This window comes from Paenibacillus sp. JJ1722, assembly GCF_048282685.1.
Lineage (GTDB): Bacteria > Bacillota > Bacilli > Paenibacillales > Paenibacillaceae > Paenibacillus > Paenibacillus polymyxa_B.
The window spans coordinates 4841351-4864726 of sequence record NZ_CP182500.1; the positions used below are offsets into that span (position 1 = coordinate 4841351).

Consider the following 23376-nt stretch of genomic DNA (forward strand, 5'->3'; position numbering starts at 1 on the left):
ATTATCTGCACCCACAGCTACGATAGCAGTGAGCATACAAAAAAAGGCTAATTCGCAGACAGCTCTTGCTGCTTGCGAATTAGCCTTTACTTTATTCACATAGATACACATTACACTTCTTCTTCATCCTGCCCGTCCAAACGCCATTTTTTGGCTTGAGCGCCTCGTAACAGGAACACTACTGCAACTCCCCCAAGCAGCGTGAGCAGTGTAGACAGTAGATCTTCCGTTCCTTTTGCCAGAAAAGGAAGCCACAGAACCACAGCAGCCGGCAACGTCAACCGAACAACAAAGTCGAGAAAAGACGCACGACGACTATGCGCAGGAATCGGATATAACTGAAGCCATAACGAATCCTTGTGATACTGCCTTAGTGAAGTGACCTGTACACCAATGAGGAATATGAAAAATAAATATACTGCAATCCCAATCCAGCTAGCATGGGTGATATATATAATTAACAACCCCAGAATTCCAAGCCGAATGACAATACCTGCTGGCTCTGTACGCAGGAATGTCTTAAACAGCAGGTAACGATACGCTCCCCTTCTGTTCCAAGGTATGTTACCTCCCAACCAGGACAGCCAACGACGTGGCGTCACTCTCTGCGTAAGGGCGGGCACATCGACAAACCAGCCCAAAGTGCGCATCACCCGAGCAGCCTGCATACCCTCTGTGCGAATCAGCTTTTCCCAAGCCACTAGCAGCTTGACCGGAAAACGCAGAACAAGCACGTACACCACACCGACCAATATGATAAATGGCACGCTGTGTAGTGGAGGCTGCCATAGCCATACGGCTACCATCAGCACAGCCAACACCCACCGAAGCAGACGATAGCCTACACTCCCGCCAATCGATACCATGCGAAGCTCTTGCCAGCCGCCGTAGCTGAATAGCAGCTTTAACAGCACGAACAGTAGCAGGGTCAGTAGCAGCGGCTTAGGCGCGGTATCACTGCGAATATACAGCGGCCACACGATAATAGACAGCAATAGCAAACCGAATATTTTATACACCACACCCCGAATCCGGCTGGCCTTAAAATAATCGTGCATCGCGTGCTCCTGTGGACGGAGGAAAACAATATCCGCCGCGTTTAAATACGTACGAAAGCTCGCATGAGCAATCGGAATAGCCACAATAAGCATGATCCAGCGGATGGGCAAATCCGGTGGAGTATGCATCAGCAGTGACGTGTACCATGCGGCAAAGGCAATCAGTGCAAAGCCGAAGACCACCGCCAGACCGCTCTGAATGACATAGCCCAGATAGGGCAGCACCTGTCCCCAGAACGCTACACGTCTTTCTTTATGCAAACGTTGCAAATCCATGCTCATTCCCTGCCCTGTACCAGCTCATAAAATGCATCTTCCAGCGGCATGCCCGGCTTACCCGCCTGTGCTGTCACTTCGTCCAGCGTACCCTGTGCAATGATGGCACCCTGATGAAGTACAATGAAACGATCGCAATAATTTTCAATCGTGGACAAAATATGAGAACTGAGCAGAATGGACGAACCCGAACGCTTCATCTCTAACATAAAGTCAAGCAGGGAACGAATACCAAGCGGGTCCAAACCCAAAAAAGGCTCATCTATGACATACAACGGCGGTCCCGCTAAAAATGCGCACATAATCATCACTTTCTGGCGCATCCCTTTAGACAGGTGCATCGACATACTTCCACTTTTATCCCGCATACGGAACAAGTCCAGCATTTGATCACTGCGTGTGCGGAAATCTGCTTCGCTAACTCCGTACGCTCTGGCCGTGAATTCCATATGCTCCATCACCGTCATTTCAGGATACAGCTCTGGAGATTCAGGTACAAAAGCAATGGCTCCCTGATACTCCTCGGGATTTTCATCCTGCTTATGACCCTGCACACGAATTTCTCCGGCCTGCGGTGTCATCAGGCCCAAAATATGCTTCATGGTCGTACTTTTCCCGGCCCCGTTCAGACCGATCAATCCTACCATTTCGCCCGGTTTCACATCCAGCGAAATCTGATGCAGCACCGGGCGCTTGGCGCTATATCCGCCGGTCAGTCCGTTAATTTGCAACACAGGCTGTTGTTCCATGGCTCCCCCTCTTCTCCCTTACTCGTTCGGTTTTGATCCTTTTTCCTTCAGCCATCTTGGTGCACCCTTGTTTTTGCGATCACGCTCACGCTGTGCTTTTCCTGCTTTGGACAAGGCTGCTCCTTTGCTCTTGCCTGGAGCTGAACCGTTCGCGGAATTCCTGCCAAGACGTCCGTTTTCGGTACGAACAGGTGCCTTACGGTTTTCCGTCTGTGCTCCGTCAGACATGGATCTGGCCTCGGATGGTCTTACAGGTGCACGCTTGGCATCCGCCGGACGCGGCACAACTACTCGACCTCCGTGCAACGCACGCTCTGCGATCTCAATGCCCAGTTCACGGGAGAACTTACGCATGATGAACGTTTCACGGTCGGTGACAACCGACGCCACCAATCCTTTGCGTCCCATCCGTCCTGTCCGTCCTGCACGGTGAACATAAGCTTGACTATCCGTAGCCGGGTCAAAATGAATGACCATTTCAAGGCCCTCAATATCCAGACCACGGGCTGCCACATCCGAAGCGACCAGCACTTTGAGCTTGTCCTCGCGGAATCGGGCCAACACGTTGCTACGCGTGACTTTATCCGCATCTCCATACAAGGATGCCGTAGTCAGCCCCATATGCTTGAGCTTGGCTTCAATCTCCCCGATGGCATTGGTTGTATTCACGAACACCAGCGCTTTTCTTGGATTAAAATGACGCACCAGACGGCGCAGCATATCCACTTTATCCCGTTCTTCAGATACAAAGTAATAGTGTTCCAGTCCACTGGCCGTCTTCTGGTCGGGATCAATCCCAATTTCTACATATTCACGCATCTCTCGTTTCGCCAGCGACTGAATCTCATCGTTCAGCGTTGCGGACAGGAATACCAATTGACGATCACGTTGGGCGGTGCCCAATATGTTTGTTACATCGCCTGCTCCGCCGAGCTGGAACATCTGATCCACCTCATCAATAACAATGGCTGTAATATTGTGCATTTTCAACTTTTTCGAAGCGATGAGTTCCCGTACACGTCCTGGTGTGCCCACGACAAGCTGTGGATGATCCTTGAGCTTTTCGATTTGACGTTTGATAGCCGCCCCACCAATCAGACCGAGTACACGGATTCCGCGATGCTCTCCGTAGCGCTGACCCTCACGTACAATTTGCATGGCCAGTTCCTGGCTTGGAGCTAGTATCAGCTTTTGTGTAGCCTTTTTCTGTGGATCAATCGCTTGCAACAGCGGCAACAAATAAGCCAGTGTCTTGCCTGTGCCAGTTTGTGAACGCGCCAAAACATGCTTTCCCTTCATTATTTCCGGTATAGCCTCTGCCTGAACTGGCGAAGGCTGTGTAATTTCATGCTCAGTCAGTTTGTCCAACAGATCTTGTTCAACGCCGAGCGATTCAAAATTCAATGTCATGAAAAGGTCCAACCCCTATACGTAAATTCGTTACTCTCCATTATATGCGAAAATAGCCCTGTTACCAAATCACAAAAATAAAAGATGTCCCTCACCATAGCTAATGGCTTACGGGACATCTTTTATTTCTTATTCATCACACCATGACCCAGCCTATCGGTTAGTCTGGGAGCTAACTGATACAGCTTGAGAAAAGGAGATACCCACCGTGGCAGATTAACCTCTTCCTTGCTAAGCTCCATCGCTCTTACGATATGCCGTGCTACCTTATCAGGTTGTAGCATAAACCAGCTTACATTTCGAACATATCCTCCTGAAGGATCTGCCAGCTCAAAAAACGGTGTGTCGATCGGCCCCGGGTTAATCGTCGTTACAGTCACTCCACTCCCGCGCAGCTCTTGCCTGAGCGCATTGCTGAAACCCAGCAATGCATGCTTCGTCGCCGTGTAAGAAGACGATTTGGCTGTCCCGATTTTCCCAGCCATTGATGCTACATTGACAATCTGTCCATGGCCCCGCTCTGTCATTTGCGGCAGAAACGCCTTGATGCAGCGAACAACACCCATGTAGTTCACATCCATCATTTGTTCAAACTCCGTCAGGTCGGTTTCATTAAAATACTCAAACTTTCCGTAGCCCGCATTGTTAAGCAATATATCGACCCGTCCGTACTGTTCCAATACTCGTGCAGCAACAGCCTCTACCTGCTCCTGGCGGGTGACGTCCAGTTGGATAAGCTCATGCCTGCCGCTGATTCCCGCAGATACTTGCTTCAGTCGCTCCTGCGAGCGTGCTGTTAAAATAGGAATCGCGCCCTTTTCGCTTAACAACTGAGCGCAAAGGGCTCCAATCCCACTAGATGCACCTGTAATCACAACTATCTTGTCCTGTAGTATACTCACGGTCATCCCTCCACATTAAGGAAACTTGCTCCTTTAATATTAAGAGATCATCACCTGAATATCCAGCTCGCCGATTCCTTCCACCGTGAGCGGAATATAAAGGGCACGCTGAGGCACAAAAGTGGTCAAGTTTTCTGATTTCATGACCTGCGGAGGCGTAATATCCACGACAATTCCCTGATTGGACAAAATCGTACTGGCATTACCACTAATCATATTGCCCAATTCTGAAATTGCGCTTTTTCCCATCTCATCAATTTCAGTCAACACAAATCCGCCCATCATCGCTGATACCATACGTAGCGCCACCTGTTCATTCAGGCCGAACACAATATTTCCGCTAAGCTGTCCGGTCATCCCGATCATAATCCAGATGTGGTCGTCCACCAGCTCGACATTTTTCACACCAAGATTTCCGGGTGAAGGAGATACTTGGATCAATTGTTCAATGACCCGTCGCGCCGACTCCAAAAAAGGATTTATCACTTCTGCCTTCACGATCAAAGCGCCCCTTTACGATGGGCTTTTAGACATACAACAAAAGTCCCATTTAAATTAGAATTTTTTAATTAAATATTACTGTAAAACGCATCGATCCTCAACAAAATGCTCTCTCTATCACTTATCGACAGCTGCCCGGTAATTTTTTATAGCTAAACCACAAAAAATGTGAATAATGTCCTATATCTTTGCTTCTTACCGATTTTAGACTGATTATTTTTGAAGGATATCAGGACTTTAGTCTTTATTTCCCAATATACCACACTTTAAGGTGCTCTGCTTCGATTCATTGCCCTTCCTGCTCGAATAACCTATAATTTAATGAAATAAAGCATAACGACGGTTTTACATATGAATTTATGGATTGGCTAAAAATATTCATTCTATACAGCTGCGACAAGATTAAGAAAAGAGAGGAGGAACTTCATGAACATCAGTCAACTTGAAACACTTATCATGATTTCCAAAACAATGAGCTTCCGCAAAGCCGGAGAACTTCTCAATTTGACGCAGCCGGCGGTGTCCGCCCAAATTAAAAGTCTAGAGGATGAGTTCAAAACCATTCTGATTGACCGCAACCAGCCCGTCACCCTGACCGACCGGGGAGCTGTTTTTTTGGAACACGCCGAGCGCATATTGGAGGTTGTTGAGGAATTAAGACAAAAATTGTACGATCTAAACGAAACACCGCAGGGTCACATTGCGCTGGGTACCACAACATCCATCGCTATTCAAATTTTACCGCGCGTGCTTTCCTACTTTCAGGATCAGTTCCCTCTCATCAAAACCTCCATTCAATCCATGGCTTCCTCAATGATTTATCAGCAGGTGGAGAACGGACTTATTGATGTTGGCATCGGCTATCTGATCGAACGTAATCCCAATTTAAGCACTTCGGTTCTGTATTACGATTCCTTCGAGCTAGTCGTGTCTCCTACTCATCCGCTGGCCTCACAACCACATGCTACCATTGAAGCCCTTCGGGAAATTCCGCTTATTCTGCTCTCTCCCGATACGGTGGGACGAAAATTCGTGGACGATGTATTTAAAAAGCACCAAATCGTACCTCATGTAGTGATCGAGTTGTCCAGCAGTGAGGAAGTCAAACGGATGGTCGAAATTAATCTCGGTGCTGCCATTATTTCCAGACTGTCGGTCACTTCGGAACTGCGTGCAGGCACATTAAAAATGATCCATATTCCCGAGCTGGAAGTTAGTCATCCGGTAGGAGTGATTTATAAATCCGGCCGATATCTAAACTCAGCCATGCAGCAATTTTTAAGTGATCTGAAGGGGATGCCGGAGACGAATTTTACCAGTTCTGAATAACGTAATTCACTATGAACAACATACGCAATATAAACTTGGTTACGAAAGGAAGACAGGCTATGAAATTTGATCTGCACACCCATCATTTCCGCTGCGGTCATGCAGACGGCAACATTCGGGATTATATTGAAGCAGGTATTCAATCTGGCTTACAAGCTATTGGCATTTCGGATCATTCCCCCTTTCTATGTAGCGAACAGGATCAGGCTTTTCCTAAAATTTATATGGCTAAGTCACAGCTTGCTGAATACGTAGAAGAGGTACAACAGCTCAAAAAGGAATACGAAGGCCGTATTGACGTGCTGCTCGGATTGGAAACAGATTATTTTCCTGATTTCGCTGAATTATATCGTTCCACTCTGGCTCCTTATCCATTTGATTACCTCATTGGGTCGATTCACAATGTCGAAGGGGACAGCATTTTTAACCGTAACCGTTGGAACAAATTAAGCGACGCTCGTAAAATCGAAGTCAAACAAGCCTACTATGCGCTCATTCAGGAATCTGCGCGAAGCGGCATGTTTCAGATATTAGGTCATATTGACGCAATGAAGGGGAACTTCCCTGCCTTTTCAGACATTCCTGCCGATACAGCCATTGATGAAACCTTGCGGGTAATTGCGGAATCCAATGTGGCGATTGAAATTAACACTTCGGGTAAAACCAAGCTGAGTGGCGGATGGTACCCGTCTGCTTCTATTTTAGAAAGAGCGCACCATTTTGGTGTGGAGGTCACTTTTGGTTCGGATGCCCATAAGCCTTCGCGGGTAGGCGATGATTGGGAAGAAGTAAAGGCAATGCTGAAGGATATCGGCTTCCGGGAATGGGTCTATTTTAAAGAAAAACGTAAAATTCCTGTGGCGCTTTAAAATTTAAGGTGGGAATTGCCGCTCCGCAAATCATTTGATCTTACGAACGCTGCTGCAATGGGATTGTTGGGGATTGTAATTTATAAGGTGATAATCCCATTGCAAAGGCGAATGCTTAGCAAGATTATGACATCTATGTGTGAGGAGAATTACATATGCACTTGGAAGATCCTATGGACAAGATCAAAAAGCTAAAGCATGACATCACGCGGTTTATGCTAATCTATAAATTTGCGCTCGACGAAATGGAAACCAAGATTGAAATATTAAAACAGGAATTTCAAGCATTACACGATTACAGCCCTATTGAGCATACCAAATCACGCCTTAAATCTCCTGAGAGCATCATGAACAAAATGCTTCGTAAAAATAGCGAGTTATCCCTGGATGCTGTCAAAAATCATATTAAGGATATCGCTGGCTTACGTATTACTTGCTCTTTTATTTCTGACATTTACGATGTCAGTAACATGCTTCAGAGACAAAGTGACTTGAAGGTACTGGAAATTAAGGATTACATCAAGAATCCCAAGCCGAACGGTTACCAGAGCCTGCATTTGCTGGTTCAAGTTCCTGTATTCATGTCGGATTGTGAGGAGCTAGTCTGCGTAGAGGTGCAAATTCGAACCATTGCCATGGATTTCTGGGCCAGCCTGGAGCATAAAATCTTTTATAAGTACAACCAGTCCGTTCCCGAAAGTCTGACACGTGAATTAAAGAGCGCAGCGGATTCCGCTAATGCGCTAGATCTCCAAATGGAGCGTCTACATCGTGAGATCAAGGAAATTAAAGACGCTAGAGGTGAAGAGGACTCCATAGAGGAGCTTCGGAAGATTATGATAAATAATCAGCAAATTACGGTGCCGGCCAATTTCTTGAAGCTTCTAGGAGAGTAAGATTAGGCGTTGCTCCACCGCTATGCGAATAATTTGATCTTATGATCAACGGATTGCATGCTTGTTCAAAAATGAAAGAATAGAATCATTGATTAAGATCGGCTTCTCTCTAAGCATGTGCGGTCGATGACTACAACCCGGAGCAATTAGATAACGTGAGTCTTGGACCCATAAGCATAATTCCAGAAGCTGCTCTTCGGTGGCAAAATCATCATGTTCACCCGCGATAAATAATGCAGGGCACGTAATGCTGCTTAGCTCGTTACGTGTCAATTGCGGATATTGGCGCCAAACCTGTGCGCTCTGTCGCATAAACTCTTGCCAATTCCCCTGATGTGCCTCCTCATGCCGTTCCATCATTTGATGGATCATTTCATAACGTTCGTTTTTTGATGAGCCACTCCGGTTCAAATTCATCTGCCCCCACAGGACATGCGATTTCACTACAGCCTATGATCCTCCTCTTTTTACTTAATTGTTAGATGAACTATGTAAATAAACTAAGTATATGATAGATTGCAAAATGGCTCCGTACTAAGAGCACTTCATCAAAGTATGTTAAGCTCTTTTCATTCGCTCTGTACCCTTTACAGTCATTATTTCGTCTACCTTAATATCTGAGGATTTTGCAAAAAAAAACAATAAGCGACTGGAATCGAATTTTGCAAAATCCTGATCTATGAAAACCATTCCGAAGGAGTGATAAAGTATGAGAAAGGTACTTGTATTGGGAGGAACGCGCTTTTTTGGCAAGAGACTGGTGGAACGTCTGCTGGAGAGTTCCGAGAACTCGGTTACCATCCTCACACGAGGCCAAACAAGTGATTCGTTTGGTGACCGCGTTCAGCGGATCTGTGCAGACCGTACCGACCCGCAGGCACTCGCAGAGGCGGTAGGTGAGCAAGTGTGGGATGTTATTTATGATAATATTTGCTTTTCTCCAGATGAAGCCAGCGAAGCCTGCCGCATTTTTGATGCTAAAGCCAAGAGGTATATTGTGACCTCCAGCCTATCCGTCTATGATTCGAGCCCGGAAGTGCTGACAGAGAGCATCTTTGATCCTCAAACTTACCTGGTTCGCAAGGGCGGGAAAGACGATTTTACATATCAGGAGGCTAAACGGCAGGCAGAAGCAGTTTTTATGCAACAAGCTACATTCCCTGTAGTCGCTGTTCGTTTTCCGATTGTATTGGGAACAGATGATTATACGAAAAGGCTTCATTTTCATATCGAACATGTTCGTGAAGGAAGAGAAATCGGAGTACCTAATTCCACAGCACAAATCTCATTTATTCGTTCCGATGAAGCCGCAGATTTTCTGCTTTGGCTCGGTCACACTCCTTTAACAGGGCCTGTAAATGCTTGCTCCGACGGTACAGTGAGGATTGGGGAGATCATTTCGATCATTGAGCAGACAACGGGAAAACAAGCTGTGGTGAAAGAAAAAACAGCAGACGAGCACATGTCTCCATTCGGTATTACACAATCGTGGTACATGGATACGTCCAAAGCCCAGTCAGAGGGGTACTCATTTCTCTCCCTAAATGAATGGCTTCCAGAGCTGATAACCAGCCTGAACCGTTCCTAAAATCATAAAAAAAGAGGACCCGAAGCTTCGGGTCCCAGCAATATATATAATTCAAAGGGGGTCATATCTATGTTGTACCCACTCTATGTTAAAGTAACTTTGCAGTTATGTTTCATCTTTGTAACAAAATGAAATGCAAATGAGTCCAGCCAAGGCAAGAACTCCACTCACTGCCACAGAAATAGAGAATGCTCTGATATAATCTGACAGATTAGCTTCTGAAAGCGTGTGATGGAGCAAGGAAGAGAACAAGATACCGATCAGAGCGACTCCCAACGAATTAGCCAAGTACATAAAGGTCGTAAACAAGCCTGAACCCGTTCCTGCCTCTTCAGCCGATACAGCACCAAGGACGACATGGGCCAGTGGCGTTGTGGCCATCCCGAGACCCAGACCATATACACCTAGTATCATGATATTTTGAATATGACATAAATGGATTGCATCTAGATGTAACGATCCAATGAGCAGAAAGCTACAAATCCCCATGATTAGCATACCTGATTTCAACACCTTGCTCCCCCACTTCTTTACTAGCCTGGACGACCATAATGAGGTGAGAAAAAAGCCAACACCAAGCGGCAAAAAGACCATGCTTGTGGATCGAACATTGTATTTCAAACCGGATTGTACATAATAATTTAAAATAAAGAAGAACGAAAACATACTAAGATAGATGACAATTACCGTCAATATCCCTGCGCCGAATGAACTCTTTCTAAATATAGATAGACGAATAAAAGGCGAGCCTTCCCTCTTTTCTTTTCCCATCTGCGTAACTATAAAAGCAACCAAAACCAGAATGGACAACAGCAGACACCCCCATGTCCATAAAGCCCAGCCCTGCTTTTGCCCGGTTGTCAACGGATAGACAAACAGCAATAAACCAAGAAGCAACAGAAAAGCCCCACTCCAATCCATATTCGGCACGGATCTGCCATAGGATTCCGTAATAATAGGACAAAAGAGTAACACTAACAGCCCAAAGGGGACATTAAAAAAGAAAATGATGCGCCAGCCCAGGCCGAAAAGGTTCCAGTCTACCAAAAATCCACCCAGAATTAAACCAAGTGTAAATCCAACCCCAATGATAGCTCCGTAAATTGCAAATACCAGTCCCTTCTCTTTGGGAAGAAAGCTGCTTTGCATGATAGATAGAACCTGGGGTTGAATCATGGCAGCTGATATCCCTTGAAGCACACGAATCATAATGATTAACGTAGGCTGCGATACGATCCCCCCTAACAGAGCCATCAATGTAAACCCCAACACCCCGATACATAACATACGTCTTCTACCATACATATCTCCAAGTTTGCCGCCCAATATCAAGGCCACAGCCAATCCCAGAGAATATCCCGTAAATATGAGCTGTGCCTCTGAAAAACTGGCATGCAGGTCCGCCTGCATCATCGGAAGGGCAACCTGCATCATATAGTTGTTCAGTGAAATTAATAAAGTAGGAAGTAAAATAAGAGCTAATGCGTACCAGCGACGCGAATCTACCTGCTGTACTGCTTGAGGATTAGTCATGGCTATGGCAAATTGATCTTTCATTGTAGTTCCTCCAACCTATAATGGGCATCTTTAATCTTTTCATTTCTTATCTCAACTGATAACCATTATCATCTATAAAGCAAGGAGGTCTCTACCTGCAAAGGTATTTTCTATCCCTATAGAAGGAGCACCAATAAAAAACCCTCCAAACATGATGGACATGCTTGAAGGATTGTTTCATTAAGATTTATTCGTAAATGTATCTGGATTACGTATTTTTTTGATATATTCGCTAGGATTACAACCATAATACTTTCGAAAGGTTGTCGTAAAATTACTGGCGTTGCTGTACCCGATTGAAAATGCCGTCTCTCCAATGTTTAATTGTTCAACTTCCAAGTACCAGAGAGCTTTTTCCATTCTTTGCTTACGCACCATTTCAAAAATAGTCATTCCGAATAAATGGGGGAATCCTTTCTTTAGCTTGAATTCATTAAGCCCAACCTTTCGGGCCAACGCTTGAATGGACAGGGGATGCTCAAAATGAAGAATGACGAATTCACGAGCCTTATGGAGCTTTGATATATCTTCACGACTTATAAAATGGCTTGTCCCCCTTGTTACATGTCCATCCATCTCCCCAAATAATGCTATAAACTCCATTGCCTTACTTTCCATGTATAACCGTTTCATCGTCCCATTGTAGTTACAATGTATCATGTCATAAACACACTTGTGCATGGCGGGCGTATCCGCGTAGGCGTCAATATTCCCTTTGTAACGTTGTAACCATGTTTCTATGCTATGCTTTTCTGCAATATCTCCGGCGTAAGAAAATAGCTCTTGTGGAGAACACCTTATTTCCACTATTTGTTGGTGAACGCCTGCCTTCTTTTCCTCATAAACCAGTTCATCCTCTAAATATAAAACATTCCCGGTCAACCGATTGGTATGACTTTCTTTGCCGTTCCATTCACAGTATATTTCACCGTTTAAGCAATAGCTGAGTTCAAAGAGCGGACAAGCCTCCTGAATATGAAGCTTCATATTCTGTTCAAAGGTGAGATCCGTGACCACGATTTCCATACCTGGACGAATCCGTGTGCGAGTCATACTTCCCTTACCTATATGCGAGGGAATCGTGAGTTGTTGCTCCGATTTTTTATGATGAATATGACCATCCACAAGCTCAGTGAATTGGTCAAATAAATGATGAATGTCTGCACTCCATATATTCAAAGCCAATGCCAGCCCTTCTTTCCTGTTCGGTTCTAACTATAGGATAACAAAAAAAGAGGACCCGAATCATCGGGTCCCAGCAACATATATTATTCAAAAGGGGGTCATGTCTGTATTGTACCCGTCCTGTGTTAGAGTTGTTTTGCAGTTATATTTCATCTTTGTAACAAAATATTCCACTGCCATTTCTACGCATAATCCCCTTGGGTCATCGAAAATACCAATACACTCGGTACCTCGCCTGAGGGATCATAAGCACCAATGGTACGCAGCAGGCGCATCTTATTTTTAATAAGCACGCGCATGGAAGCCTGATTATCCTCTTGGCAACGACTTTCGATCCGCTTGAGCTTCAAAGATCCGAAACCAAAATTCAGCATTTCTCCTACCATTTCTGTAGCCAGCCCCTGTCCCCAAAAAGGACGATCCAGAATATAGCCCAATTGCGCCTCACCCGTTCTTTCATTCCATTGCTGAAAAGAGACAATACCGAGCAACGGTGAGGAGGTAAGCTCATTGGATTCACTAAGTAAATTGCTTTCTCCTGTATTTCTCTGATGCCATTCCACCGCAAAATGCAGGGAATCTAGTGAATCAGCAGATACTTTAATTTGCGCAACCAGACGCCGCATTCGTGTATAGACTGGCTTGCGAATTCGATTCACATATTGGATCACCAATGGATCGGATAGGATCCGTTCCAGCGCGGGATAATCCTCCGCTCTTAACTGGCGCAATCGGACTCGACGGGCGTAAAGCTCCGGTAGCCCAAGACGAAGCATTTCTCTAGTCAGCACAATGTTCCCTCCTGCGGATGGATTGGCTTTTAGAAATGAATGTTTCCATACTTAATCCAGGTCCTGAATCCCCCGGTAAATTCCTGTGCGCAGCTCTCGAATATAATACGGCAAAGAAGGTACAGCAGCTTCCTCCGCTTGTTTTACCGCCAGTTCTATATCATAAGGTACACGTACAAAATGAATGGAGAAGGACGCAGGCTGCTCCTCTCCCATCTCCCCCTCTAAAATGCAGTAGGAAGCCTGCGTAACATCCAACGGATTCCCGACACTACCGACGTTAAAAAGTGTTTTTCCCTGAAAATGCTGGATAAAAGCATTGTGCACATCACCATATCCCACGACATCCGGAGCAAAAACAACTTTTCCATTTTCTTCTGCTAACGGATCGAACATGGCAAGCCGTTTTTCCGGCTCATCCCATGGCTGCACACGGTGATATACACTTTGCGGCGAGGCATGCACCAGACGGATACGGCGTCCGCTCATTCTGAAATCATAATGAAACGGTAACTGTGCCAAATACTGCACTCGTTCTGCCCCCAAGCGTTCGGCTTGCCAGCTAAAATTGAGATCATCCGTAATACTAACCAGCTCATCCCAATTCCCCCGCACGACCACTTCACAACGTTGACGGACAGCATCCAGAACCTCGCACGGGCTAGGCCCTTTGCCGATCAGATCCCCCAAACAAAACACACGGCTAATGCCTCGGGAAGCAATATCCTCCAGCACCGCCTCACAGGCAGGCCAATTGCCATGAATATCTGAAATGACAGCAATACGATCCATCTGAACCTCACTCCTTTGTCCGAAACGACTACATCTCTACACTACATTCGAGCCATCTTTATGTAGTTCCAACATATATGATAAAGATGAAAAAAAGATCATGGCCTATTGGCCGGATTTTAACGTAATGACACTAAGCTCCGGTCTGCACAGCACGCGAATCGGCAGATGTGTCATGCCAATGCCTCGGCTGACATACAGCGGCATTCTCTCCGTTCCCACATGAAATAATCCCTGGATGTACTTGCGTCCACCCGGAGGCGGCATCGGCGCTCCAATGACCGGCAAGCGTACCTGTCCTCCATGCGTATGCCCTGACAGTTGAAGATCAAAGGACATTTGCGCCGCCACATCTGCATAGTCCGGCTCATGCATCAGCAGGAGCTTGCACATCTCATCAGGTAGTCCGTGAATGGCACGCTGCGGATTGGGCTTGCCCATGATGTTATCCTCTAAACCGACCAAGGCTACACGCTGTCCCGCAAGCTCTACAATCGCATGCTCGTTTCTCAGCAACGTAAACCCGGTTTTCGGATACAATTCCTGTACTCCGGCTGGTAAGCCTCTATAATCATGATTGCCCAGAATAGCAAATTTGCCAAGTGTGGCGTGCATAGAAGCCATAACTGGAACAGCAGCCTTCATGGATACTGCATAGTCATCCACAATATCGCCTGTAAAACAGAGCAAATCTGGCTTCAGACCTGCTATACGGTCCGCAAGCTCGCGTAGATCCTGCTCATCCATGTGAAAACCCAAGTGCACATCACTAAAATGTACGACCCTGATTCCGTCAAAAGCAGACGGAAGACGAGGGAGAGACAAGTTGAAGCGTGTAATTTCCAAATGATTAGGCTCCCATAAGGAAGCATATCCTCCAGCCAGAAGCGCGGTTCCGGCTGTGGCTAAAGCCGCTTTTTTCAAAAAATGGCGGCGCGAAGGATTGGCTGGTTCATTTGAAATGGAACGCCGCGAAGAACCGGGAGGGATAGCGGACCCCTGATGCGGGCCATCCTGACTCTCGCGGCGGGTGTGCGGCGTCTTCTCCATATGCATTCCCCCCTGCAATCTATTCCTTGATCTCACTTTTTAGAAATTCTTACTGTCCAGAAGCTTTAGCGGTAGTTGGACAACCACTGCTCCGCATAGTCTACCAAATCACGTTGCCTCGCGAAAAAACATGAAGCCTCCCCAATGTTCACCCGCGTAAAGGCTGAGGGACAGTCCCGTTCAAAATCAAGTCCCAGCTTCTCAAAGTCATCTGAGGTAATATTAAAATCCTGAAAAGATACCCACGCTTTTGCTCCATCCACCATCATAGGAGCTTGATGCGTGATCACTTCTCGTCCATTATAGGCTGTTCGATATTCCGCCAAATGCAAGGACGTGTTGCTGTCATGTTCGCAGCCCAACAGCAGTACATAGGCATCTGCCTCATACAGCTTTGCCAAGGGCGAATGCTCACCCAGCCCAAAATCAAGCTCATGCGCCTCCAGCAAGTCTGAAGCAGCAGGTCCACGTGCCGCCAGAGAAACATGCGGATGTCCGCTGCGCTTGGTTCCTGGCAGACCACGGAACGTTTCTACAATGACGCCCATCCCTCCGGTCAGCGTCCAGGCCGGATCATAAGCGGGCATTTCCTCGCGTACCAGTTCCCACCATGACTCATCCAGAGGCGGGTTCATCCAAGTCGAGGGATCAGTCAAGTCATGAGACTGTGTCGGCATTACCAGCGTCCCTTCCGGACCAACCGCTTCGGTTAGCGCGGCAAGAATGGCTGAGGCCCCGCCTGGAACAAAGCGTCCAAAGCTGCGCATCGACGAGTGAACAAGCAATGTCATGCCGCTCCGAACTCCCAGATCCTTTAATCCCTTCATTACATCCGACCTAGTGACAGGTCGATTCGTTATCGGTTGCACAGTCACCTGTCCAGCCTCCTTTTCACCAAAAACGATACACAATACCATAATTATACCATAACTGCTATCCCGCGCTCCTTTCTCCATGTTACCCTCCATCATTCCTGAGCGCAAAAAAACAGGCTTTCTCCAGTTTGAGAAAAAGCCTGTTTGTGCATAACCTATTCGCTGTCTAGTGCTATACAGTCAGCCAGCGCTTGAACATATGCTTGGTCGTTTCCTTGTTCATTTCGGCAATAGAAGTTGTCAACGGAATGCCTTTCGGGCAAGAGCGTACGCAGTTTTGCGAGTTCCCGCACCCTTCCAGCCCGTCGTCCGTCATCAACGCCTCCAGCCGCTCTTCCTGATTCATTTCCCCTGTCGGATGGCTGTTGAACAGGCGAACCTGAGATATCGCCGCAGGTCCGATGAACGTCGTCTTCTCGTTGACGTTCGGGCAAGCTTCCAGACAGACACCGCAGGTCATGCACTTGGACAGCTCATACGCCCACTGACGCTTTTTCTCTGCCATTCTAGGACCAGGGCCCAGATCGTAGGTACCGTCAATCGGAATCCACGCTTTGACCTTCTTGAGCGCATTAAACATCCGGCTGCGGTCGATGACCAAATCCCGAACTACCGGGAACGTGCTCATCGGCGCGATCGTAATCGGCTGCTCCAGCTTATCGACGAGCGCCGCACAGGCCTGACGCGGCTTGCCGTTAATCACCATGGAGCATGCTCCGCATACTTCCTCCAGGCAATTCGACTCCCAGCACACCGGAGCCGTCTCTTTACCGTGGCTGTCCACCGGGTTACGCTGAATTTCCATCAGCGCGCTAATCACATTCATCCCCGGACGATAAGCCAATTCGAATTCTTCCGTATAGGAACTGGTTTTAGGATCAGCTTGACGGGTCACAACGAACTTCACTGTTTTATTCGACTTCACTGCTTGCTCCGACATCTAAATACACTCCCTTCCGTTATTTGTTCTTGGAATAATCCCGAATACGCGGCTTGATCAGCGAAACATCCACCGCTTCATACGAGATTTGTGGTCCTTCCGGTGTCCAGTCCGCAATCGTCGTTTTCAGGAAATCCTCATCGTTGCGATCCGGGAAGTCTGGTTTGTAATGGGCCCCGCGGCTTTCGTTGCGCAACAGCGCACCTTTGGTCATCGCTTCGGCCAGCTCCATCATATTCCACAGTTGCCGTGTAAACGCCGCACCCGCATTGTTCCAGCGCGAAGCGTCATTGATGTTAATGTTAGAGTAACGCTCCTTCAGCTCCTTGATCTTGTGGATCGTAGCTTCCAGCTTGTCATTATAACGAACCACAGTCATGTTGTTCGTCATCCACTCGCCCAGCTCTTTATGAAGAACATAAGCATTTTCTTTTCCGTCCATATGCAAAATACGCTCATACTTCTCCGTCTGCTGATTCACTGCCGCATCAAATACGGAAGTAGCTATATCCTGTGCAGATTTTTTCAAGCCTTTGATATATTCCACAGCCTTAGGTCCAGCTACCATCCCGCCGTAAATGGCTGACAGCAACGAGTTCGCACCCAAACGGTTCGCACCATGATATTGGAATTCACACTCACCAGCCGCGAACAAGCCCGGTATATTCGTCATCTGATTGTAATCGACCCACATGCCGCCCATTGAATAATGAACAGCCGGGAATATTTTCATCGGGATTTTGCGCGGATCGTCACCGACGAATTTTTCATAGATTTCAATAATGCCGCCCAGCTTTACATCCAGCTCTTTCGGGTCCTTGTGGGACAGATCGAGGTAGACCATGTTCTCGCCATTAATACCCAGTCCATCATCAACGCATACACTGAATATTTCACGTGTTGCAATATCGCGAGGGACCAGATTTCCGTAAGCCGGATACTTTTCTTCGAGGAAATACCATGGCTTACCGTCCTTATACGTCCAAATACGACCGCCCTCTCCCCGTGCCGACTCGGACATGAGACGCAGCTTGTCATCCCCTGGTATAGCCGTCGGATGAATCTGGATAAACTCACCGTTCGCATAGCGTACGCCTTGCTGATACACCGCACCAGCAGCTGTGCCCGTATTAATGACGGAATTCGTGGTTTTACCGAAAATAATCCCGGGGCCACCAGACGCCAAAATAACTGCATCCGCTGCAAAAGTCTTCACTTCCATCGTACGCAAATCCTGCCCGCAAATCCCTCGACAGATGCCTTCATCATCCAGTACAGCCTGTAAAAACTCCCAATTTTCATACTTGGTCACCAAACCAGCAGATTCCCAGCGCCGTACCTGCTCATCGAGAGCGTACAGAAGCTGCTGTCCTGTCGTCGCGCCAGCAAAGGCGGTCCGATGATGCTGGGTACCGCCGAAGCGACGGAAGTCCAGCAGTCCTTCCGGTGTCCGGTTAAACATGACGCCCATGCGGTCCATGAGATGAATGATCCCTGGAGCCGCTTCGCACATCGCTTTTACCGGAGGCTGGTTGGCCAGAAAGTCCCCGCCATAGACCGAATCATCAAAGTGAATCCAGGGTGAGTCTCCCTCACCCTTGGTATTTACCGCACCATTGATGCCGCCTTGAGCACAAACGGAGTGGGACCTTTTGACCGGAACCAAAGAAAATAAATGAACGTGAACTCCCGCCTCTGCCGCCTTGATCGTAGCCATTAGACCTGCCAGACCGCCGCCCACGACAATAATGTTGGATGCTGCCATTTCTGCTCACTCCTTTTTTTCAGGATTTTAACCAAATCCCCTTTTACGTTTAAAAATAGAATCTCAACACGATGTATAATGGATATGACTCATTTACAGTAGCTGTTTAAAAGCGCTGCATTGCACCAAGGCAGTTGCCGTTTCCTGAAATTCCGCGCTGCGGAATGCAAGCAGGGAAGCGATGAAGCCGATAGACACCACCACGAACAGGGTCATACAGATATAAGAAGATACTTTTTGCGCACGCGGTCCCACAGTAATCCCCCAACTGACCATAAATGCCCACAGTCCGTTAGCAAAGTGAAAGGATGCCGAAACGACACTGATTAAATACAAAATGAAATAAACCGGGTTCGTCACAATGCCATGCATAACGCCGCCTAGCTCCTCATGAGTTACTTTACCCAGAGCTACCTGAAAGCGTGTGTCGTATACGTGCCAGATAATAAATACAAATGTAATGACGCCAGAAATACGCTGGAACAGAAAGCGCCAGTTACGTGAATAGCCGAACCTTTTGACATTCGGGTCAGCCTGATAAGCGATATACAAGCCATAAATCCCGTGGAACAGTAATGGCAAGTAGATGAATAACGTTTCTAGCACAATAACCAGCGGCAAACCATTCAGGAAGGCCACGCTGCGATTAAATCCTTCCTTGCCGCCCTCCACCGCTGTGAAGTTCGTCACCAAATGCTCAACAAAAAATAGAGCCAACGGAATGACGCCAAGAAGCGAATGCAGCTTTCTGGAATAAAATCCTCTCATCTAGGTCATGCTCCCTTCTCCCAATAATAGCGTTTTCAATAGTAATATAACATATAAAATGACAGTTCCCGACAGGAAATGTCCAACAAGGTGTCCCTTATAAGGAAAAACAAAAGTGTGAACATCTTGTGTCGCTTTCATGTTACTCCTTTTCGGCTTATAATGGAATTGCAATATACGTATTAATTATTATGTCTTTTTTGCATATAGAGAGGAAGTGGATGATTTGTTTGAGGATTTGAACGCTTTTGCCGTCATTGTCGAGCAGTCCAGCCTGAATAAAGCCTCCAAACTACTGAATCTGTCCCAACCTGCCCTGTCTCGCAAAATTGCCAAGCTGGAGGAACAGCTGGGTGTGAATCTCTTTGATCGTCGGGGCAAACGGCTCGAAATTACGTCCACTGGCCGATTTGTTTATACATTCGCACTAGAGCAACGGCAACGACAGCTTCGCTTTTTACAAAAGCTGTCCCAGCACAAAAATGAAGCCCAGAGTATGCTTACACTCGGCGCAAGCCTCACGACACTCCAAACGACGCTGCCTACCCTCGTCGAAGCTTTCATGAGCAAGCATCCTCAAACCGAGCTGAAGCTGCTCACCGGTAAAACCCATGAAATCGTCGCCTTTGTACGTGATAAAAAAGCAGACGCCGGTATTGTCGGGTCTGCCATTCATGAAGCCGGACTGCGTTGCATTCCGCTATTTGATGATCATTTGGAGCTTGTTGTTCCCATTGGACATGAATTAACCGTCAAGACAGAAACGGCCTCGATGAAAGACCTGCAAGGATTGCCAATGATTATTTTCTCCAAAGGAACCTGGTATCGCAGTCTGACGGATGACTTATTCCAGCGCAGCGGCATCATGCCGGATATCCGCATGGAAATCGACTCCTTCGAGGCAATTGTACGCCTGCTTCCAACCTGTAAGGCTTCCGCCTTGCTACCCAAATCCTATTTGCGCAGCGAACTATTACGGGATAATGGACTCACTGCATTGTACTTGCCCGATTTGAAGGAGACACGCCGAACGACCTCCCTCATTTACTCGGAGACGACCGATCTCGGTCCGACAGCACGACGCTGGATTAGCGAGACACGTGCGTCGTTTGCAGGCTATCGTATGGTGTAGAGGGTTTAGCCCTCTTCATTGACATTAACAACCTCATCCTCAAAGCGACCGATATTGTCATTCGAGCCGATGATGACCATAATATCGTCTGCTTTTAGCCGATCCATAGCCGTCGGTGCGATCAGGATACCGTTCGCCGTATGAAGCGCCACGACACTACAACCAAAGCGAGTACGGGCATTTAGCTCTGCTAGCGTTTTGCCATTCAGACATGCAGGTACATTGAGTTCCACAATACTGTATTCTTTGGACAACTCCAAATAATCGAGCAAATTAGGCGTGACTAGCTGATGAGCCACCCGGATACCCATATCCCGTTCTGGATAAATGATCCGGTCCACACCGAGCTTCTCTAACGCACGCCCGTGCAGCACAGATATGGCTTTGGCTACGACTTTTTTCACACCCAGCTCCTTCAGCAAAATGGCGGTCAGGATGCTTACCTGAATGTCATCACCAATAGCAACAATGCCGCAATCGAAATTACGGATGCCCAGTGATCGCAATGAGTCTTCATCGGTAGCGTCCGCCACGACAGTATGTGTCAACATCTCACTCATACTGTCCACCACATCCTCATTCCGGTCAATGCCTAGCACCTCGCACCCCATATCCACCAATTGCAAAGCCAGGCTTGAGCCAAACCGCCCCAAGCCAATAACTACAAACTGCTGCGTTTTCATATCTACTCGAAAACTCCCTTATCTGAATCAATTTCATAAATGAGGATTTTACAAAAATCCTGAAATAATTAAACCAACGAAATGAATATGAAATGATTCATCCTATAATCATTTTGCCTTCCGGATGACGATATAATTCTTTACCCTTTTTCGGCCCCAGTGCATAAGCTAGCGTGAGTGGCCCCAGTCTACCTGCAAACATCGTCAGGGTAATCACCAGCTTGCCTATGACTGTCAAATCAGGTGTAAGCCCTATCGACAGCCCCACCGTACCAAACGCAGACACCGTCTCGAACAAGATCATCAAAAAATGATGATCTTCGGTTGCCGACAAAATCATGGTCACCCCGATCACGAACAGCAGCCCCAGCAGTGTAATGGTCAAAGCCTTGTAAATTCGTCCCTGCGCAAGTCGGTACCTGAACAGCACAATATCTTCACGCCCCCGTAGCATCGAAATCACGGCTCCAATGAGCAGCGCGAATGTTGTGGTCTTAATCCCGCCTCCAGTAGAGCCAGGAGAAGCCCCGATAAACATGAGTATGATGATAAAAAACTGCGTAGCCTGCCGCAAGCCTGCAATGTCCAGTGTATTGGCACCTGCGGTACGAGGGGTTACGGACTGGAATAAAGATCCCAGCAGTTTCCCCCCCCAATCAAGCGAGCCAAGAGTCTTTGGATTCGTAAACTCAAATACAAAAATCACGAGCGTGCCGACTACAATCATAGCGCCCGTCATGCTGAGTACCACCTTAGTATGCAAGGACAGTCTCTTGCGCTTGCGATATTCTGCCAGATCCGACATCACTACAAAACCAATGCCGCCTGAAATAATCAGGAACATAGCTGTAAAATTAACAATCGGATCATATACATAACCTGTCAGGCTGCGAAAGTGCCCGAATAAGTCAAAACCAGCATTGTTAAACATGGAGATGGCATGCCAAATCCCAAAATAAATCGCCCTGCCTACAGGCATATCAAACGCCCAGCGAATCGCAAATATTGCAGCACATACGCCCTCAATGACCAGCGAGTACAGCAGCACCTTACGAATCAATCCGACAATTCCTTCGACAGAGGTCTGATTCATCGCTTCCTGTAAAATGAGGCGCTCCCGTAAGGAAATCCGACGTTTGAACACCAGCGCGATCAAGGTAGCCATAGTCATAAAGCCCAGGCCGCCGATCTGAATGAGCGCAACGATAACAACTTGACCAAAGGTTGTAAAAAAGGTCCCCGTATCCTTTACGACAAGCCCTGTAACACAGGTCGCGGAAGCGGCAGTAAACAAAGCGTCTATAAACGCAAGTGGCTTTCCTGTTGTATTGGAGATCGGCAGCATTAACAATAAACTACCTATTAGAATGATAATGGCAAAGCCCGCAACGAATATCTGCGGTGGAGAAAGCCGGAGCCAGCTTGCATTGGGATTCATCTATTCATCACTTCTCTCCTAATCCTTAAAACTATAAAAACAGTGATTTAATACGGTGTAAGCCCGCTACGCGTTCCATTTGATCTTCCGATCGTCGTTGCCCCTAATTTTTTTGATTTTTCCAAACCTTTAGTAACTATAATTAGCATTCCCTGAATACAGGAAGAATGCATGTCAAGCACTACTCTGCCCCCTGTGCTATTGGCGGGCAGCAGCGAAGGGAGCAGAATTGTTCTGAAGAAGCGAAGCGTTTGCCTTTATCTCCGGATTTTAACCATTAAAGGGGTTATACAATCAAAAAATCCGGGGATAACAGCAATCGGAAGAATAATCTGCACCCGCAGCGGTCTAACCAATCCAAACACTTTTATACACACAAAAATAGACACCGGAAAACCGAGTGCCTGACTTGGTTCCTGCTCATAGCCTACGAGGTTAGCTGACGGATTCGGGCAGCACAGTATGCCCTATTTACACATCCAATCCAGCAGGATCGGCTGTAAAATTCACCCCAGTAACATGGTTCCCCCGTTTTCCCATAGAAATTCGGCTCAACTGTATATCATTACCTATGTATTTCATAGGCATTGCCTCAAGATTATAATCCTTCTATATCCAGATCACAAAATCGATTTCGCCGAAAAAACGTGAAATTGGCTTTATTTTGCGAATGGGCATCGTTTAATCGCAGCTTATCTTATTTTATTAGAACTTTAAAGTGCTTTCACTCTATTTTCATGAATATCGCTGGTCTGTTGGCGGGAACCTGTGCAGTATGATATCTTTAATGGATGTTCTTATTTACAGATTAAGGAGGAAACT

The 23376-nt window shown here is 46.9% G+C and carries 22 protein-coding genes and 1 riboswitch; of the genes, 5 read left to right on the forward strand and 17 right to left on the reverse strand.

Going from position 1 to position 23376, the window contains the following annotated elements; translation table 11 throughout:
- Positions 1–110: 110 nt before the first annotated feature.
- The 5 genes from ACM1ND_RS21515 to ACM1ND_RS21535 form a co-directional block, all read right to left on the reverse strand.
- Positions 111–1334 carry an ABC transporter permease gene (locus tag ACM1ND_RS21515; protein ID WP_418026553.1) on the reverse strand — a complete coding sequence of 408 codons (1224 nt, stop codon included), beginning with the start codon at positions 1332–1334 and terminating at the stop codon, positions 111–113.
- 2 nt (positions 1335–1336) lie between these two features.
- Positions 1337–2083 (reverse strand): ABC transporter ATP-binding protein, encoded by a 747-nt coding sequence (locus ACM1ND_RS21520; RefSeq protein ID WP_013311782.1) that lies wholly within the window; start codon positions 2081–2083, stop codon positions 1337–1339.
- Positions 2084–2101: 18 nt separating this feature from the next.
- Positions 2102–3493, reverse strand: coding sequence for a DEAD/DEAH box helicase (locus ACM1ND_RS21525; RefSeq protein ID WP_209940357.1), 1392 nt, complete (start codon positions 3491–3493; stop codon positions 2102–2104).
- Between the two features lie 122 nt (positions 3494–3615).
- A complete protein-coding gene (locus ACM1ND_RS21530; RefSeq protein WP_258297104.1) occupies positions 3616–4395 on the reverse strand; it encodes an SDR family NAD(P)-dependent oxidoreductase in 780 nt (259 codons plus the stop codon).
- Positions 4396–4434: 39 nt separating this feature from the next.
- Positions 4435–4893 carry a chemotaxis protein CheX gene (locus ACM1ND_RS21535; RefSeq protein ID WP_023990131.1) on the reverse strand — a complete coding sequence of 153 codons (459 nt, stop codon included), beginning with the start codon at positions 4891–4893 and terminating at the stop codon, positions 4435–4437.
- Positions 4894–5322: 429 nt separating this feature from the next.
- On the opposite strand from ACM1ND_RS21535, the gene ACM1ND_RS21540 reads away from it, so the two are divergent.
- The 3 genes from ACM1ND_RS21540 to ACM1ND_RS21550 all read left to right on the forward strand — a co-directional run bounded on the left by ACM1ND_RS21540 (position 5323) and on the right by ACM1ND_RS21550 (position 7990).
- Positions 5323–6225, forward strand: a complete 903-nt coding sequence (locus ACM1ND_RS21540) for a LysR family transcriptional regulator (protein WP_023990132.1) — start codon at positions 5323–5325, stop codon at positions 6223–6225.
- A 59-nt stretch (positions 6226–6284) separates the two neighbouring features.
- The gene (locus ACM1ND_RS21545; RefSeq protein ID WP_028541459.1) at positions 6285–7094 is read left to right on the forward strand and encodes a histidinol-phosphatase; all 810 of its coding nucleotides are present in this window, start codon (positions 6285–6287) and stop codon (positions 7092–7094) included.
- Positions 7095–7249: 155 nt separating this feature from the next.
- On the forward strand, positions 7250–7990 hold the full coding sequence (locus ACM1ND_RS21550) for a GTP pyrophosphokinase (protein ID WP_068941817.1): 741 nt from the start codon (positions 7250–7252) through the stop codon (positions 7988–7990).
- Between the two features lie 45 nt (positions 7991–8035).
- Here the strand turns inward: ACM1ND_RS21550 and ACM1ND_RS21555 are convergent, their stop codons facing one another.
- On the reverse strand, positions 8036–8434 hold the full coding sequence (locus ACM1ND_RS21555) for an alpha/beta fold hydrolase (RefSeq protein WP_418026554.1): 399 nt from the start codon (positions 8432–8434) through the stop codon (positions 8036–8038).
- Positions 8435–8699: 265 nt separating this feature from the next.
- On the opposite strand from ACM1ND_RS21555, the gene ACM1ND_RS21560 reads away from it, so the two are divergent.
- On the forward strand, positions 8700–9578 hold the full coding sequence (locus ACM1ND_RS21560) for an NAD-dependent epimerase/dehydratase family protein (protein ID WP_418026555.1): 879 nt from the start codon (positions 8700–8702) through the stop codon (positions 9576–9578).
- Between the two features lie 105 nt (positions 9579–9683).
- Here ACM1ND_RS21560 and ACM1ND_RS21565 read toward each other — a convergent pair whose 3' ends face one another.
- The 9 genes from ACM1ND_RS21565 to ACM1ND_RS21605 all read right to left on the reverse strand — a co-directional run bounded on the left by ACM1ND_RS21565 (position 9684) and on the right by ACM1ND_RS21605 (position 19301).
- A complete protein-coding gene (locus tag ACM1ND_RS21565; RefSeq protein ID WP_418026556.1) occupies positions 9684–11135 on the reverse strand; it encodes an MFS transporter in 1452 nt (483 codons plus the stop codon).
- A 180-nt stretch (positions 11136–11315) separates the two neighbouring features.
- Entirely contained in the window at positions 11316–12320 is a 1005-nt protein-coding gene (locus tag ACM1ND_RS21570; RefSeq protein ID WP_418026557.1) for a helix-turn-helix transcriptional regulator, read from the reverse strand.
- Positions 12321–12502: 182 nt separating this feature from the next.
- Entirely contained in the window at positions 12503–13111 is a 609-nt protein-coding gene (locus tag ACM1ND_RS21575) for a GNAT family N-acetyltransferase (protein WP_076295557.1), read from the reverse strand.
- 51 nt (positions 13112–13162) lie between these two features.
- Positions 13163–13903 (reverse strand): metallophosphoesterase family protein, encoded by a 741-nt coding sequence (locus tag ACM1ND_RS21580; RefSeq protein ID WP_418026558.1) that lies wholly within the window; start codon positions 13901–13903, stop codon positions 13163–13165.
- A 105-nt stretch (positions 13904–14008) separates the two neighbouring features.
- Complete coding sequence (locus ACM1ND_RS21585) at positions 14009–14953, reverse strand: metallophosphoesterase (RefSeq protein ID WP_023990141.1); 945 nt, start codon at positions 14951–14953, stop codon at positions 14009–14011.
- A 65-nt stretch (positions 14954–15018) separates the two neighbouring features.
- A complete protein-coding gene (locus tag ACM1ND_RS21590) occupies positions 15019–15828 on the reverse strand; it encodes an aminoglycoside N(3)-acetyltransferase (RefSeq protein WP_023990142.1) in 810 nt (269 codons plus the stop codon).
- A 172-nt stretch (positions 15829–16000) separates the two neighbouring features.
- The gene (gene sdhB, locus ACM1ND_RS21595; RefSeq protein WP_053326044.1) at positions 16001–16768 is read right to left on the reverse strand and encodes a succinate dehydrogenase iron-sulfur subunit; all 768 of its coding nucleotides are present in this window, start codon (positions 16766–16768) and stop codon (positions 16001–16003) included.
- Positions 16769–16787: 19 nt separating this feature from the next.
- Positions 16788–18533 (reverse strand): succinate dehydrogenase flavoprotein subunit, encoded by a 1746-nt coding sequence (gene sdhA, locus ACM1ND_RS21600; protein ID WP_013311796.1) that lies wholly within the window; start codon positions 18531–18533, stop codon positions 16788–16790.
- A 93-nt stretch (positions 18534–18626) separates the two neighbouring features.
- Complete coding sequence (locus tag ACM1ND_RS21605; RefSeq protein ID WP_023990144.1) at positions 18627–19301, reverse strand: succinate dehydrogenase cytochrome b558 subunit; 675 nt, start codon at positions 19299–19301, stop codon at positions 18627–18629.
- 226 nt (positions 19302–19527) lie between these two features.
- Between ACM1ND_RS21605 and ACM1ND_RS21610 the strand changes: the two genes are divergently transcribed.
- A complete protein-coding gene (locus ACM1ND_RS21610; RefSeq protein ID WP_103744847.1) occupies positions 19528–20433 on the forward strand; it encodes a LysR family transcriptional regulator in 906 nt (301 codons plus the stop codon).
- Between the two features lie 5 nt (positions 20434–20438).
- Here the strand turns inward: ACM1ND_RS21610 and ACM1ND_RS21615 are convergent, their stop codons facing one another.
- The gene (locus ACM1ND_RS21615; RefSeq protein ID WP_023990146.1) at positions 20439–21116 is read right to left on the reverse strand and encodes a potassium channel family protein; all 678 of its coding nucleotides are present in this window, start codon (positions 21114–21116) and stop codon (positions 20439–20441) included.
- Positions 21117–21213: 97 nt separating this feature from the next.
- Complete coding sequence (locus tag ACM1ND_RS21620) at positions 21214–22554, reverse strand: TrkH family potassium uptake protein (protein ID WP_076295554.1); 1341 nt, start codon at positions 22552–22554, stop codon at positions 21214–21216.
- A 409-nt stretch (positions 22555–22963) separates the two neighbouring features.
- Positions 22964–23116, reverse strand: a riboswitch (cyclic di-AMP (ydaO/yuaA leader).
- Between the last annotated feature and the right edge of the window lie 260 nt (positions 23117–23376).